The organism is Micromonospora sp. ALFpr18c, assembly GCF_008868155.1.
In the GTDB taxonomy this organism is placed as follows: Bacteria; Actinomycetota; Actinomycetes; order Mycobacteriales; family Micromonosporaceae; genus Micromonospora.
Genome location: NZ_WBKR01000163.1, coordinates 1 through 14914, shown reverse-complemented (window position 1 = coordinate 14914; position 14914 = coordinate 1). Strand labels below are relative to the sequence as shown.

The window sequence follows — 14914 nt, the reverse complement described above, 5'->3', positions numbered from 1 at the left end:
ACCGCAGCCGTCCCAGCAACTCACCCGCGGTCCGGGCCGCCCGGGCAGCCTCTATGCTGGCAGCAGCAGCCGCCTTCGATCTTGTTGTCTTCACAAACACATGATCAACGGGCGGCTGCGTCCATGTCGGACGCCGCCCCCACCACATCCCAGCAGGTCAGACTGCTAATGGCGGCTGCCGTACTAGTGCCGTCTTGAATTCGCGGAACTGGCTCTCACCCTTACGTATGGCGCTTTCCAGGCGCTCCTTCGGAAGTAGTTCCTCATCCATCTTTACCTCCGCGGCGTCCTCCGGTCCGGCATCGGCCAGCCTAGTGCCGCCGTCCAGTCAGGACGAGACCTGAAGAGCTGCCATTGGAGGCCCTCGACCTGAATGATCTTCTGCTTTCTGGTCTCAGGGGACAATTCGCTGCGTCGGGCGTGGTGACCCGGGGGTCACACGAAAGCCGGCTCACCGCGTCGGCCGCTCGATCCGCGCGACGCCTCCGCAATTCGCCACGCGCTGACGCGCCAGCCGGACAGGCCGCGCGCGTAGCAGATCAACTGTCTCGACGGGCGTTGTCCACAGGCCGCGAAGTTGTCCACAGGCGGCGTACCTGGGGCGGTACCAGGGGCGGATTCCGAGCAGGGTCGGCGGCACAACCGAGCCCCGACTGCTGGAGGCCGCGATGCCACCCCGTACCTCCGTTCCGCCCCCGATCCGACGGCTTCCACTGCTCGTCACCGGCGACGGTGACCTGCTCGACGACCTGCTTCGGCTCGCCGCCGCAGGCGGCATCGAGGTGGAACTCGCCGCCGATCCAGCGGCAGCCCGCACTCGCTGGCTTCCCGCGCCGTTGGTTCTGCTCGGCGCCGACCAGGCGCAGCCGTGCCTGCGGGCCCGGCTGCCGCGGCGACCCCGGTTGGTGCTGGTTGGTCGGTCCGGTCAGCTCGACCCTGGTTGGCAGATCGCCGAGTTGATCGGCGCCGAGCATGTCGCCACGTTGCCGGCCGCCGAACCGTGGCTGGTGGATCGGTTCGCCGAGCACGGCCCCAGCCTCGCGGACGACTCCAGCGCGCGGATCGTCGCGCTGCTCGGCGGGCGCGGCGGTGCCGGTGCGAGTGTGCTCGCGGGCGGGCTGGCCGTGACCGCCGCGCGGGCGCGGCTGCGCACCCTGCTGGTCGACGCCGATCCGCTCGGCGGTGGCCTCGACCTCGTACTCGGTTGGGAACAGTTGGAGGGGCTGCGCTGGCCGGCGCTCAGTGGTGCCGACGGTCGGGTCGACGCGCCGGCGCTGGTCCGGGCTCTGCCCAGCCGGGGTGACCTGGTGGTGCTCTCCTGGGATCGCGGCGACCTGCTGGCGTTGCCCGCGGCGGCCATGGCGGCGACCGTCGACGCCGCCCGACGCGGCCGGGACTTCGTGGTGATCGACCTGCCCCGACAGTTGGACGACGCGGCGGTGGTCGCGCTGCAGGCAGCCGATCAGGCGTACGTCGTCGTACCCGCGGAGCTGCGCGCCACCGCCGCTGCCGCCCGGGTGGTGGCCGCGGCCGCGCCGCACTGCGCCGCGCTCTCGGTCGTGGTGCGCGGTCCCGCCCCGGGCCGGCTACGCGCCACCGAGGTCGCGCGGGCACTCGGGCTTCCCCTCGCCGGCACTCTGCGTCCCGAACCAGGACTCTGCCGAGGGCTGGAACGGGGCGAGGCACCAGCCGCCGCCGGGAAGGGCCCGCTGGCCGCGCTCTGCCAGCGGATCGTCGCCGACCTCACCGGCGTGCCCGCGACGGGTGCGGCATGACGGCCCGGCCGGACGATGCGAGCCTGGCCGCCCGGGTACGACAGCGCATCGCCGGTGCCAGCACACCGGTCACGCCGGCGGCGATCGTCTCCGCGGTACGCGCGGAACCCGCAGCCGCGGTGCTCGGCGACACCGCCGTGCTGCGCATCGCCGACCGGGTGCACGACGACCTCGTCGGCGCCGGGCCGCTGGCACCGCTGCTCGCCGACCCCGAGGTGACCGACGTGCTGGTCAACGGCGTCCGGGTGTGGGTCGACCGGGGAGCGGGGCTGCACCAGGTCCCGGTGCCGGTCGGCACGGTGGAGGACGTACGCCGGTTGGCGCAGCGGCTGATCGCCAGCGCCGGGCGACGGCTCGACGACGGATCCCCGTACGCGGACGCCCGGCTCGCCGACGGCACCCGGTTGCACGCGGTGCTGCCGCCGGTGGCGACCGAGGGACCGTACCTGTCGCTGCGGACCTTCCGGCACCGGCCGTTCACCCTCGACGAGTTGGTGCGTCAGGGGACGGTGCCGCGTCCGGTGGCTCCCGTGCTCGCGGCCGTCGTCGCCGCTCGGCTGGCGTACCTGGTCACCGGCGGCACCGGATCCGGGAAGACGACCCTGCTCAACACGCTGCTCGGTCTGGTGCCGGCGACGGAGCGGATCGTGCTGGTCGAGGATGCCGCCGAACTGCGTCCGGGGCATCCGCACGTGGTGGGGCTCCAGGCTCGTACCGCCAATGTCGAGGGAACCGGCGTGGTCAGCCTCGCCGACCTGGTCCGGCAGGCGCTGCGGATGCGTCCGGACCGGCTGGTGGTCGGTGAGTGTCGGGGCGGTGAGGTGGTGGACCTGCTGGCGGCACTCAACACCGGCCACGACGGCGGGGCCGGCACGCTGCACGCCAACGCGCCGTCGGACGTACCGGCGCGCCTGGAGGCGCTCGGCATGCTGGGTGGGCTGCCGCGCGCCGCGCTGCACGCCCAGGTGGTCGCGGCATTGCAGGTGTTGTTTCAGGTACGACGTGGCGACCGCGGACGAGTCCTGGAATCGATCTGCCTGCTGCTCCCCGAGGGGCCGGATCGGCTGGTCACCGTGGTGCCCGCGTGGGTGCGTGGTCGTGGGCTGGGGCAGGCCGCACGCGCGCTGGGGGCGCTGTTGCGCGAGCGGGGTGTGGCGGTGCCACCGATCCTCGGTGAGCCGTGGCCCGGATCGGCGGGTCCGGCATGACGGGCGGGTCGGTGCTGGTGGCGGTGCTGCTCCTGGGTGCCGCGGTCCTGGTGGCGTGGCCGGTTCGGACCATCCGTGCCCGCCGCCGTCGGGTGCTGGCCGCAGGCCCTGGCACCGTCGTTGATGATCCGGACGACGCCCTGGTGCAGTGGGTCCGGGAGTTGGGTCGCACGCCCGACGGACCCGAAGAGAGATCAACCCAGGCTGCCATCTCGAAGTACCCGCCGGCTGCGGAATCCGCTGGCGGACAGGCACCGGCCGCACGCTCCGACCGGGACACCATCGGTGTCGCGAGTTGGGTGGGCTCCAGGCGTCCGGCCGGCCCGGCCCGTCCGCCGACCCGCCGGGACCCACGCCGCCCGGCCGGCACCGATCGACCGGGGGCGGTGGCCCTGGATGCGGAACCGCGTGCCGGTGCCTCCGTTGCCACGTCGACGTTCGACGGCGGTGAGCCCGAGGCGCACGGTCCGGGCGACACGTCAGGTGGCGACGGTCGCAGGGCAGTGCACGCGGACGGCCCGGGCCGCGTCGCAGGTGCGGCAACTGTTCCTCGCGGTGACGTGGATCGCCGTGACCAGCAGTTGGTCGACCCCGATGGCCGGGAGGATGGCGGGTTCGCCGCGGTACGTGGTGTGCGATCTGCGCGCGTACTGCTGCTGGCCGGTCTGGTGGGTGCCGGCGTCGGCGCCGTGATCGGCGGTCCGGTCGCCGGGGTCGCACTGGCCGGGTACGGCACGCTGGTCGTGCGTGGCCTGGTGCGCCGGCGGGCCAACCGGCGCGCCGAGCGGATCCGTCGGCGTGGGTTGGACCAGCTATGTGGTCTCGCCGCGGACCTCCGGGCGGGCGTGCCCGTGCCGCCGGTCATCGAGGTCGCCTCCGCCGGTGGGTCGGACCGGCTTCGCCAGCTGACCTCGGCTGCGGTGCGGCTCGCGGACCGGACGGGCGCGCCGCTCGCCGAGCTGGTCGAGCGGATCGAGGCGGACGCACGGGCAACCGACCGAGGGCTCGCGGCCGCCGCTGCGCAGGCGGCCGGCGCCCGGGCCACCGCCTGGCTGTTGGCGGCCCTGCCGGTCGGCGGGATCGGGCTCGGGTACGCGATCGGCGTCGATCCCGTGGCGGTGCTCCTGCACAGCACGGTCGGCGGTGTCTGCGCTGTCCTCGCGGTCGCCCTGCAGGTCGTCGGCCTGTTCTGGGCCGAACGGCTCGGTTCGACGCCGGGGCGGCCCGCCTGATGTCCCCAATGGTGCTCGTCGCCATCGGGCTGGTGCTCGCTGCCCTGCTCGTCGCGTCGCTCCGGTTGAGTAAGACAGTCCGCCAGCGCGGCCCGGCGAGCCATCCGACGCGCCAGCGCGGCCCGGCGCGCCAGCGCGGGTCGGGCGGCGAAATGCCGGGTGACCGGCGTGGGTTGGGCAGCCAGTGTGTGCCGGATGACCGGCGTGGGTCGGGAAGCCAGCGTGTGCCGGTCGACCGGCGTGGTTCGGGGAGCCAGCGCCCTGCGGTCGACTGGCCGCGACCAGCCAACCGGCGCCGGCCGGACGTGATCCGGCTCGCCGCCGGCCTTGGCGGCCTCGCCGTGGCCGTGATCGTCGAAGGGTGGTTCGGGCTGCTCGGCGGGGTCCTGACCGCGTTCCTTCTGGACGTGCTGCTGCGGCGGATCGAGCCGCCGGCCGTGCGCAGACGTCGGCTGCGGGAGGCCGCCGACCTGCCGCTCGCCGCCGACCTACTGGCTGCGGCGATGCGGGCAGGTGCCCCGGTGGACCGATCGGTGCTGGCCGTCGCGGAGGCGCTGGACGGCCCGCTCGCTGACCGGCTGGCCCGGGTCGGTCGCACGCTGCTGCTCGGCGGCGGTCCGGCGGAGGCGTGGTCCGCGCTGGACGGGGTCTCGGGTGCGGACCGGTTGGCGGCGGCCGCGGCGCGCTCGGCCAACAGTGGTGCCGCCCTGGCCGGTGCGCTGACCCGGCTCGCCGACGACCTGCGCGCCGACCGTGCCACCGCCGCCGAGGCGTCGGCCCGCCGGGCGGGGGTGCTCATCGTCCTACCGCTGGGGCTCTGCTTCCTGCCCGCATTCATTCTCGCCGGTCTGGTGCCGGTGATCGTCGCCGTCCTCGGCGACGTGCTCTGACCCATCGAGAAGGGAAACAGCCATGCGCAAACTCATCGGCCGCCTGCGCGGCGACGCCGGGATGAACACCGCCGAGTACGCCGTCGGCACGCTCGCCGCGGTCGCTTTCGCCGGGATCCTGTTGAAGGTCTTGACCTCCGGCAACGTCCAGTCGGCGTTGACCGCCGTCATCGACCGGGCGCTGAAGTGACCGGGCGCCGGCAGGCCGGACCCGGTCGGGAATCCAGCGCCGGCGGGCTGACGTCCACCGGCACGCGGAGGCCCGGTCGGGTCGCCAGAGGCGCTCGGAGGTTCTCGGGGCTGCCCGGCGGCGGGCGGCGACTCGTCGGCGGGGACCGGGGGTCCTTCACCGCCGAACTGGCGGCCGGCCTGCCGGCGCTGGTCTTGCTCCTGCTCGCCGGACTGACCGCCGTCAACGCTGTCGGTACCCAGGCGAGTTGTCTGCACGCGGCCCGGGAGGCGGCGCTGGCCGCAGCCCGGGGCGCGGACGGCAGCACCGATGGCCGGGGTGCGGGGCCGCCGGGCGCGGAGGTGTCGGTGTCGATCGACGGCGAGCGGGTGTATGCGACGGTGCGCGCGCCCGTACGCACCCTGGGCGGTCGACTACCACGAATCACCGTGGCCGCCACCGCCGTCGCGGCCCTCGAACCGGGTGTAGGGGAGCTGGACCAATGAACCACCGGGCTACGGACGGACCACGGCACCAACATCGCAGACGCTGGCACAACGATCGCCCGGACGCTGAGCGACGAGACACCCGGTCCCAGGGCGAGCGGCTTGAGGGCGGGCGGTCGGACGGCGACCGGGGTGGGGCGACCGTCGTGCTGCTGGCGGTAGGGCTGGTCTTCGTGCTGGTCGGGACGTTCGGTGCGGCCGTCGCCGTGGCGGCGATGGCCGCTCAGCGGGCGGCGGTGGCAGCCGACCTCGGCGCGCTGGCCGGAGCCGGCAAGGCGCTGGACGGCGACGTGGGGGCCTGCGCGTCGGCCCTGGACGTCGTCGACCGCAACGGCGGACGGCTGGTCGCCTGTCGTCTCGACGGGCTCGACGTGCTGGTGACCGTCGAGGTGGCGGTCACGCCACTGCCCGGCCTGACCCGGGTCGCGGTGTCGACAGCGCGAGCAGGCCCGGTACGCGGCTGAGCGCTCGGACCGGACCGGGCGGCGATTCGTCTACGACATCAACTCCACAGCGTCGCCGACCGGGAGTGGGCATCGGCTTCTCGAACGCGGCAGCGACCGGTCACCAACCGGGCCGCGCTGCGACCGGGTCACCAATCGGGCCGCGCCCGAACGGTCACCGGCTGGGGCTGCGCCCGACGGCCTGCTGGCCGGGACGTGGGCAGGGTGCCCGCGTCCCGGCCGGCGATCGGGGATGTGCACGTCGGTTGGGTCAGCGCGCCTGCAGCGCGTCGAGCGCCACGGCCATCGCGATGACGAGACGGCGGTCGAGCTGCGGGTTCTGCACCTCGACGACGTACTTGTCGCGCAGGCCCCACTTCTTCACCACGGTGAAGCCCGGCTGGCCGCCGGCGGTGAAGTCGAAGTGGTACGGCAGCCAGGACAGCGAGTCGACGAACCGGCGCAGCAGCGCCACCGGCAGGCTGCGCTCCTGGCCCGTGACCTGCGGCAGACCGGCCTGCTCGACGTGCCAGGTGGACCGCAGCAGCGACTGGGCGAAGTCCTTACGGAACAGGCCGATCGGGTTGCCGGCCGCGTCGGTGACGTCGTACGTGGCGCCGAGGTCGAGGCGCTGGCGGGCCTTGAAGCCGAGCAGGGGCTGCTGCTTGGAGTCGTCGGTGTAGATCGTCACCTGCTCCTTGAAGGCGAGCCGCTTCTGCTGCGCGAACGCCAACAGCTCACCCTCGGTGCCGTCCGGGGAGACCGCCCGGACCTCGTACTGGTTGACCATCAGCCGCAGCCGCTGGCGGACGTGGAACTGGTGCTGGCTCTGCAAGTTGTCGAGCTGCATCTGATCTCCTCAGGGGATGGTGCGCCGGAGTCTCGCACAGCCCGACAACCTCTGCGGGCCCGCGCCCCCGGCGCTCCCATCCCCGACCGCCCCGGCCCGTCCGGTCGATCCCTGCGAAGGTCAGCGGCTCTCGGCGGTAGCGGCGCGCAGCGCCCAGCCGTTGAGGACCTGGTGGATGCCGCGCAGCCGTTCGTTGATCTGCTCCAGTCGTTCCGCCTGAGCCAGAGCGGCCAGCGCGGATCCGAGCGCGATCTGCTGATCGAGGGTGAGTTGTTCCTGGTCGATGGTGTAGAGCAGGTCGACGGTCTCGGCGATGGTGTCGGCCACGGCTTCTCCTCGGGGCGCGGGGGTGAACGGCTGGACAGGCATCGATGGAAGCGCTCCCACATCATTGTGCCCCGTGCCCGGTGGATTCATGCAAGGGCCGATCAGGCGGGCAGGTTCGCGAGCACCACGTCGAGGACGCGGATCGCGTCCGGCTTGGAGAGCGGATTGTTGCCGTTGCCGCACTTCGGCGACTGCACACACGACGGGCAGCCGGTTTCGCAGCCGCACTCCGCTATCGCGTCCCGGGTGGCCCGCAGCCACGCCGACGCCGTCCCGTACGCCCGCTCCGCGAAGCCGGCGCCACCCGGATGCCCGTCGTAGACGAAGACGGTCGGCGCCTCCGTGTCCGGGTGCACCGCCGTGGAGAGACCGCCGATGTCCCACCGGTCGCAGGTGGCCATCAGGGGCAGCAGACCGATCGCGGCATGCTCGGCCGCGTGCAGCGCGCCCGGCACGTCGGCCGGCTGGACTCCGGCGGCAGCCAACGACTGCGGCGACAGGGTGAACCAGACCGCCACCGTGCGCAGCTCACGGGTGGGCAGGTCGAGCGGCCGGGTGTCGATCACCTCACCGGTGGCGATCCGGCGCCGCTGGTACGACACCACCTGGCTGGTCACGTCCACCTCACCGAGGAACATGCCGACCGGACCGGCGTCCACGTAGGAGCGCACCGACACCACGGACAGGTCGGTGACATCCCGCGCGTGGGTGGACCAGTCCGGCTCCTCGACGTGCACCAGCGCGCAACCGTCGGCGAGGTCCAACTCGTCCACCACGTACGAGACGCCCTGGTGCAGGTAGACGGCGCCGGAATGGAGTAGGAAGTGCGAGGAGCCGCCGTCGACCGTTCCGAGCAGCCGGCCGGTGGCCGACTCGACCACGCAGACCGGTGCGCCGCCCTCGCCGCGCAAATCCACCTCGGGGCGTTCCCGGTGCCGCCAGTACCAGCCGGTGGGTCGCTGCCGTAGCGCACCGGCCGCCACCAGCTCGTCGATCGCCTCCTTCGCCCCGTCGCCGAAGAGCGCCAGGTCGGCCGGGGTGAGGGGCGCCTCCACCGCGGCGCAGGCCAGCTGTGGGGCCAGCACGTACGGGTTGGCCGGGTCGAGGACCGTCGCCTCCACCGGCGCCCCGAAGATGGCCTCCGGATGGTGCACCAGATAGGTGTCGAGCGGGTCGTCCCGGGCCACCAGCACCGCGAGCGCCTCCTGCCCGGAGCGCCCGGCGCGGCCCGCCTGCTGCCACAGCGACGCCCGAGTGCCCGGGTAGCCGCAGATCAGCACCGCGTCGAGCCCGATCAGGTCGACGCCCAGCTCCAGCGCGTTGGTGGAGGCCAGACCGAGCAGATCACCGTGCAGCAGCGCCCGCTCCAGCTCACGGCGTTCCTCGCGCAGGTAGCCGCCCCGGTAGGCGGCCACCCGGTCGCCGAGGCCGGGCACCGCGTCGTCCAGCGCCCGTCGCGCGCTGGCCGCCACCACCTCGGCGCCCTTGCGGGACCGGACGAACGCGAGCGTGCGTACCCCCTCGGCGACCGTGTCGGCGAGCAGGTCCGCGGTCTCGCGCAGCGCCGACCGGCGGACCTGGACGAGATCCGTCATGGCGTCGTGGTCGCCGGCCGCCTGTGGGGGCACCGCGGACGCGGCGGTGGAGTCGGGTGGCAGCAGCGGCGGCTCCCAGAGCGCGAAGGTCACCCCGCCGCGCGGTGACGCGTCCTCGGTGACCGCCGTCACCGGTAGGCCGGTCAGCCGCCCGGCCGCGGTCGCCGGGTCGCCGGAGGTCGCCGAGGCGAGCACGAACACCGGCGTGGCCCCGAACCGGGCGCACTGCCGGCGAAGCCGACGCAGCACGTGCGCCACGTGCGAGCCGAACACGCCCCGGTAGGTGTGGCACTCGTCGATCACCACGTACGTGAGTCGGCGCAGGAAACCGGACCACTGGGCGTGCCCGGGCAGGATGCCGTGGTGCAGCATGTCCGGGTTGGTCAGCACGAATCGGGAGTGCCGGCGGATCCACTCCCGCTCGGCGCGCGGAGTGTCCCCGTCGTAGCAGGCCGGGCGTACCCCCTCCAGCTCCAGCGCGGCGACGGCCCGTAGCTGGTCGGCGGCGAGCGCCTTGGTCGGTGCCAGGTAGAGCACGGTGGCCCGGGGGTCGGCGAGCAGGGTCGCCAGCGCCGGGAGCTGGTACGCCATCGACTTGCCGGACGCGGTGCCGGTGGCGACCACGACGTGCCCGCCGTCGTACGCCAGGTTGGCGGCCTCGGCCTGGTGCCGCCAGGGCGCGACCACGCCACGCCGGGCGAACGCCGCGCGCAGTTCCGTCGGTGCCCACGGCGGCCACGGCGCGGGCTCGCCGGCGCGGGCCGGCACCCGTTCGACGTGGGTGACCGGGTCGCCGGCGCCCCGGGCGCGCAGCCGACGCAACAGGTCGCCCGGGGTTGGCCCAGGGCCGGGACCTGCGGATACGGTGGCGCTGGTCGACGGCTTCAGGTCGAGCCGCGGCGACAGTCGCGCGGAGCTGAAGTCGTCGGAGGTCACGCCCTGCACTCTCGCACTGGTGTTCGGAGATGAAAAGTCGGGCCGGCGGGTAAAGGGAAGCCTCCGCCGGCGACCGCAGGGTGTCCCGGCGGTAGTGGTTAGATGCCCAGGAGAGTTTACGGCTCTGGCGAGGAGGACCGATGGAGCTGTCACTGGCGACCCGCACTGTGGGTGAGCACACGGTGCTCGAGGTCGGCGGTGAGGTGGACGTCTACACCGCGCCCCGGCTCCGTGAACGGCTCCTCGAACTGATCGACGGTGGCGCCCGGCATGTGGTGGTCGACCTCGGTCGGGTGGACTTCCTCGACTCCACCGGGCTGGGCGTGCTGGTCGGCGCGCTCAAGCGGCTGCGGACGGCCGGCGGCTCGTTCGCCCTGGTCTGCGACAAGGAGCCGTTGCTCAAGATCTTCCGGATCACCGCGTTGGACCAGGTGTTCCCGTTGCATTCGACGGTCGATGCCGCGGTCGGCGCGGAGCCGACCGGTGCCAACGCGTGATGGCGACAGTCCGGCTCTCCTTCTCACCGGCGCCGGTGCACGTGCGCACCGCCCGGCTGGTCGGCGTCGCCGTCGCCCGGCGCGCCGGGGTTCGGGAGGACCTGCTGGACGAGGTACGGCTGGCCATCGGCGAGGCGTGCACCCGGGCGGTCGCCCTGCACCGCCAGTACGGCCTGCCCGATCCGGTGCTGGTGGAGATGTCCGACTCCGGCTCGTACGCGGTGCGGGTGGTCGACCGGGCGCCGATCGAGGCGGGCATCGGACTGGCCGCGCTGCCGCCGGACGCGCTGGCCAACGAGTCGCTCACCGATGAGGCGTTGACCACCGGTGTCGGCTTCGCGTTGCTGGCCGGTTTCGTCGAGGACCTGCAGGTGCGCCCGGTCGACGACGGTGTCGGCACCGAGGTGCGGATGGTGTGGCCGGTCGGCCGCTGACCCACAACTGCTGCACGAAGGCCGCATCCCCGTCGGGATGCGGTCTTCTTGTCATGGACCGATCCCTATATCAGATTTCGTTTCATAACACAGCGACGAAGATCATCGAGACACGGTGCCACCTGGGTGTGACCTCTGACACTGTGGAGGGCTACAGTACCCGGGTTGTCAGCAAGTGACCCATCCCGCAGCCAGCGGGTATGGGTGGTCATCGCTGGTCCGCTGGGGTGGGTTGGCGCGCTTGCGATTCCGCATCCAGGCGCTGGTCGGTGCGTCTCCACCCACCGGCGCGAGTGTTCGGTAACAGGAGGACACAGATGTCCGAGACCTTGGCCGCCGACGGCGGCGGGCTTTCCCTTACCGGAAGCAATGTCACGTACGTCGTCATCGCCGCGGTAATCGCGCTGGTGGCGCTCGTCTTCGCCGCCGCCCTCACAAAGGCGGTGCTGGCAGCCGGCAAGGGCACCACGAACATGCAGGAGATCTCGGGGGCGGTCCAGGAGGGCGCCTCCGCCTACCTGCTCCGCCAATTCCGCACCCTGGCGATCTTCGTCGTGATCGCTGTGGTGCTGCTCTTCCTGCTGCCGGTGCACGACACCGACGGCAACGAGACGGCCGTGAAGATCGGCCGCTCGCTCTTCTTCGTGGTGGGCGCCCTGTTCAGCGCGTTCATCGGCGGCGCCGGCATGTGGCTGGCCACCCGCGCCAACCTGCGGGTCGCCGCCGCCGCCCGGGAGCGACAGGGTGGCCGCGAGGCCGCCATGAAGATCGCCTTCCGGACCGGCGGCGTGGTCGGCTTCCTCACCGTCGGCCTCGGGCTCTTCGGTGCGGCGCTGGTCGTCCTGGTCTACCGGGGCGACGCGCCGACCGTGCTGGAGGGCTTCGGCTTCGGCGCCGCGCTGCTCGCGATGTTCATGCGGGTCGGCGGCGGTATCTTCACCAAGGCCGCCGACGTCGGCGCCGACCTGGTCGGCAAGGTCGAGCAGGGCATCCCCGAGGACGACCCGCGCAACGCCGCCACCATCGCCGACAACGTGGGCGACAACGTCGGTGACTGCGCCGGCATGGCCGCCGACCTGTTCGAGTCGTACGCGGTGACGCTGGTCGCCGCGCTGATCCTCGGCCGGGCCGCGTTCGGCGAGGACGGGCTGGTCTTCCCGCTGATCATCTCCACGATCGGTGTGCTGATCGCGATCGTCGGCGTCTTCATCACCCGGCTGCGCACGTCCGACCGCAGCGGCCTCACCGCGATCAACCGGGCCTTCTACCTCTCGGCGGTGCTCTCCGCGGTGCTGGTGGCGATCGCCGCGTACGCCTACCTGCCGGCGACCTTCGCCGAGTTGGAGGGCGGGCTCGACATCACCGACCGCGACCCGCGGTTGGTGGCCATCGGCGCGGTGGTGATCGGTATCGTGCTGGCCGCCGCGATCCAGGCGCTGACCGGCTACTTCACCGAGACCAACCGTCGGCCGGTGCAGGACATCGGCAAGAGCTCGCAGACCGGTGCCGCCACCGTCATCCTGGCCGGCATCAGCATCGGTCTGGAGTCGGCGGTCTACTCGGCGCTGCTGATCGGCGCCGGCGTCTTCGGGGCGTTCCTGCTCGGTGGCAGCTCCATCACGCTGTCGCTGTTCGCGGTCGCACTGGCCGGCACCGGCCTGCTCACCACGGTCGGCGTCATCGTCGCCATGGACACCTTCGGGCCGATCTCCGACAACGCCCAGGGCATCGCCGAGATGTCCGGCGACATCGACGAGCACGGCGCCCGGACGCTCACCGAACTGGACGCCGTCGGCAACACCACCAAGGCGATCACCAAGGGCATCGCGATCGCCACGGCGGTGCTCGCCGCGACCGCGCTGTTCGGCTCGTACACCGACACGCTCAGCAGCGCGTACGCGGACGCCGGTGTGGCCGACGTCGGCAACGAGATCCTCAACTCGCTGAACGTCGCCAACCCGCGCAACCTGGTCGGCCTGATCATCGGCGCGGCGGTGGTGTTCCTCTTCTCCGGGCTGGCCATCAACGCGGTGTCCCGCTCGGCCGGCGCCGTGGTGATGGAGGTCCGCCGGCAGTTCCGTGAGCTGCCCGGCATCATGGACCGCACCCAGCGTCCGGAGTACGGCAAGGTCGTGGACATCTGCACCCGGGACGCGCAGCGCGAGCTGATGACCCCCGGTCTGCTCGCCATCCTGGCGCCGATCGCGGTCGGTTTCGGTCTCGGGCCCGGCGCGCTCGCCGCCTACCTGGCCGGGGCGATCGGGGCGGGCACTCTGATGGCCGTCTTCCTGGCCAACTCCGGTGGCGCGTGGGACAACGCCAAGAAGCTGGTCGAGGACGGCGCGTACGGCGGCAAGGGCTCCGAGGCGCACGCCGCGACGGTCATCGGCGACACCGTCGGCGACCCGTTCAAGGACACCGCCGGCCCGGCGATCAACCCGCTGATCAAGGTGATGAACCTGGTCTCGCTGCTGATCGCGCCCGCCGTGGTGGCGTGGAGCGTCGGCGACGACCGCAACGTCGGCCTGCGGGTCGGCGTCGCGCTGGTCGCGACGCTGATCATCGTGGCGTCGGTGGTGTTCAGCAAGCGCAAGGGCATCGCGATGGACAGCTCCGACGCCGACGGCAACACCGGCGCGGGCAGCACCGACCACCGGCCGGAGACGGTCAACGCCTGACCATCAACGGCTCCAGGGTCCCCGGTCGACGTACGTGTCGGCCGGGGACCCCGCCCATCCGGACCGGTGCCACACCTGGCCGAAGGTCGTACGCTGCAACGCATGCGTACGTGCCGGGCGTCTGCCGCCGGAAAGTTCACGGTGGTCCTGGCCACGATCGTCGTCGTGCTCGCCGGCTGCGGAGGCGGCCCCAGCCCGCGGGCCTGGGCGGCCACGGTCTGCGGCGCGCTCACCCCGTGGCGTTCCGAGATCAGCAAGTTGACCAGCAGCACGGACGAGCAGATGACCGCGCAGACCACGCCGGCGCAGGCCAAGGAGAACCTGGTGCGGCTCTTCGGTGGGGCCGAGCAGGCCAGCGAGACCGCGCGCCGCAAGGTGGAGCAGGCCGGCGTGCCGGAGACCGACAACGGTGAGGCCATCTCCGCGGGCTTCCGCAACTCGCTGGAGAAGATGCGGGACGCCTACGGCCGCGCCCGGGACACCATCGACGGCTTGAGCACCACCGAGCCGGCCACCTTCTACGACGGCGTGCGGGCCGCCGTCGACACGCTCAACAAGGAGTACGACGCCAGCGCCCTGGACACCAGTCAGCTCAACTCCGAGGAGCTGAAACAAGCCTTCGACGAGGTGCCGGAGTGTCGCTGAGCGGGTTCGGTGACACTCCGGGGGCGCAGCCGCCCCCGGCGCTGTTCCCCGCGCCCGAGCCCGACGTGTCCGTGCCCGCGCGACGGCGTGGGACTCCGGCCCACCCTGACCCACCGGTCCCGGCCGACGACGCCGGTCGGCAACTGGTCTTCTTCGGCGCCGATGCGGCCGAGCCGACGGTCGCCGACCTGGCCGGACTGCTCGCCGGGCCGGGTGAGGTGGTGCGGATGGGCGGCACCGCGCGCCTCTCCGTGCGGGTGGACGCCGCCTGGCGGGTGCACGTGCTCGTCGCCGAGCTGGGGCAGCGCGGGCTCGCGGCGAGCTGGGAGCCGACCGGGGACGAGCGACACGCCGTCCGTACGTCGTACACCCGGGTCTTGAAACCGCTCGCAGCCGCGTGGCTGCACGGCCCGGCGAAACGCCCACCGGCCACCTTCCATCTCACCGGGCGGCGGCTGCGGCTCTGGCTCGCGGCCGCCGGGACGCCGGAGCCGCCCGGCGGTTTCCTGCTGCGGCTCGGTGAGAGCGACCAGGAGTGCTGGGAACCGGTGGGCGCGGCACTCGCCGCCGTCGGGCTGGCCGGCACGCTGCTCGGCCCGGACGAGGACGGCCCGGCGTACCGGATCACCGGCCGCCGCCGACCCGCGTCGATCATGGACTTGTGGTGGGCGTTTTAACCCCGCAAGAGCATTACGTCCACCACCACAACTCCATGATCGACACGGGGGG

Annotated in this window: 15 protein-coding genes; 12 read left to right on the top strand and 3 right to left on the bottom strand. The window is 72.8% G+C overall.

The annotated features are described in order from the left end of the window. The first annotated feature begins 668 nt into the window (after window positions 1–668). The 7 genes from ssd to F8271_RS23915 all read left to right on the top strand — a co-directional run bounded on the left by ssd (window position 669) and on the right by F8271_RS23915 (window position 6244). Window positions 669–1775: a septum site-determining protein Ssd gene (ssd, locus tag F8271_RS23945; RefSeq protein WP_151492075.1), complete on the top strand. Its 1107-nt coding sequence runs from the start codon at window positions 669–671 to the stop codon at window positions 1773–1775. Then, the gene (locus F8271_RS23940; protein ID WP_151492074.1) at window positions 1772–2983 is read left to right on the top strand and encodes a TadA family conjugal transfer-associated ATPase; all 1212 of its coding nucleotides are present in this window, start codon (window positions 1772–1774) and stop codon (window positions 2981–2983) included. Before ssd ends, F8271_RS23940 begins: the two co-directional genes overlap by 4 nt. Continuing rightward, a complete protein-coding gene (locus F8271_RS34235; RefSeq protein WP_357946840.1) occupies window positions 2980–4215 on the top strand; it encodes a hypothetical protein in 1236 nt (411 codons plus the stop codon). The genes F8271_RS23940 and F8271_RS34235 overlap by 4 nt, the downstream gene beginning before the upstream one ends. Window positions 4216–4367: 152 nt before the next feature. Then, complete coding sequence (locus F8271_RS23930) at window positions 4368–5105, top strand: type II secretion system F family protein (RefSeq protein WP_370461955.1); 738 nt, start codon at window positions 4368–4370, stop codon at window positions 5103–5105. A 22-nt stretch (window positions 5106–5127) separates the two neighbouring features. Beyond that, window positions 5128–5295 (top strand): DUF4244 domain-containing protein, encoded by a 168-nt coding sequence (locus F8271_RS23925; RefSeq protein ID WP_151492073.1) that lies wholly within the window; start codon window positions 5128–5130, stop codon window positions 5293–5295. Between the two features lie 110 nt (window positions 5296–5405). After that, complete coding sequence (locus tag F8271_RS23920; protein ID WP_151492077.1) at window positions 5406–5780, top strand: TadE family type IV pilus minor pilin; 375 nt, start codon at window positions 5406–5408, stop codon at window positions 5778–5780. After that, window positions 5777–6244, top strand: a complete 468-nt coding sequence (locus tag F8271_RS23915; protein ID WP_151492072.1) for an Rv3654c family TadE-like protein — start codon at window positions 5777–5779, stop codon at window positions 6242–6244. Before F8271_RS23920 ends, F8271_RS23915 begins: the two co-directional genes overlap by 4 nt. 250 nt (window positions 6245–6494) lie before the next feature. On the opposite strand, the gene F8271_RS23910 is transcribed toward F8271_RS23915, so the two are convergent. The 3 genes from F8271_RS23910 to F8271_RS23900 form a co-directional block, all read right to left on the bottom strand. Beyond that, window positions 6495–7073 (bottom strand): hypothetical protein, encoded by a 579-nt coding sequence (locus tag F8271_RS23910; RefSeq protein ID WP_151492071.1) that lies wholly within the window; start codon window positions 7071–7073, stop codon window positions 6495–6497. Window positions 7074–7193: 120 nt separating this feature from the next. Then, on the bottom strand, window positions 7194–7400 hold the full coding sequence (locus F8271_RS23905; RefSeq protein WP_151492070.1) for a hypothetical protein: 207 nt from the start codon (window positions 7398–7400) through the stop codon (window positions 7194–7196). Window positions 7401–7501: 101 nt separating this feature from the next. After that, window positions 7502–9901: a DEAD/DEAH box helicase gene (locus F8271_RS23900; protein WP_370461954.1), complete on the bottom strand. Its 2400-nt coding sequence runs from the start codon at window positions 9899–9901 to the stop codon at window positions 7502–7504. Between the two features lie 170 nt (window positions 9902–10071). Here F8271_RS23900 and F8271_RS23895 point away from each other — a divergent pair, with 170 nt between their 5' ends. From F8271_RS23895 to F8271_RS23875, 5 genes are all read left to right on the top strand, one after another. Beyond that, entirely contained in the window at window positions 10072–10428 is a 357-nt protein-coding gene (locus F8271_RS23895) for an STAS domain-containing protein (RefSeq protein WP_151492068.1), read from the top strand. Continuing rightward, the gene (locus tag F8271_RS23890) at window positions 10425–10862 is read left to right on the top strand and encodes an ATP-binding protein (protein ID WP_151492067.1); all 438 of its coding nucleotides are present in this window, start codon (window positions 10425–10427) and stop codon (window positions 10860–10862) included. Before F8271_RS23895 ends, F8271_RS23890 begins: the two co-directional genes overlap by 4 nt. Before the next feature lie 317 nt (window positions 10863–11179). Next, entirely contained in the window at window positions 11180–13540 is a 2361-nt protein-coding gene (locus tag F8271_RS23885) for a sodium-translocating pyrophosphatase (protein WP_151492066.1), read from the top strand. Between the two features lie 102 nt (window positions 13541–13642). Further along, window positions 13643–14185, top strand: coding sequence for a hypothetical protein (locus F8271_RS23880; protein ID WP_151492065.1), 543 nt, complete (start codon window positions 13643–13645; stop codon window positions 14183–14185). Further along, a complete protein-coding gene (locus F8271_RS23875; protein WP_225854719.1) occupies window positions 14176–14862 on the top strand; it encodes a hypothetical protein in 687 nt (228 codons plus the stop codon). The genes F8271_RS23880 and F8271_RS23875 overlap by 10 nt, the downstream gene beginning before the upstream one ends. The last annotated feature ends 52 nt before the right edge of the window (window positions 14863–14914 follow it).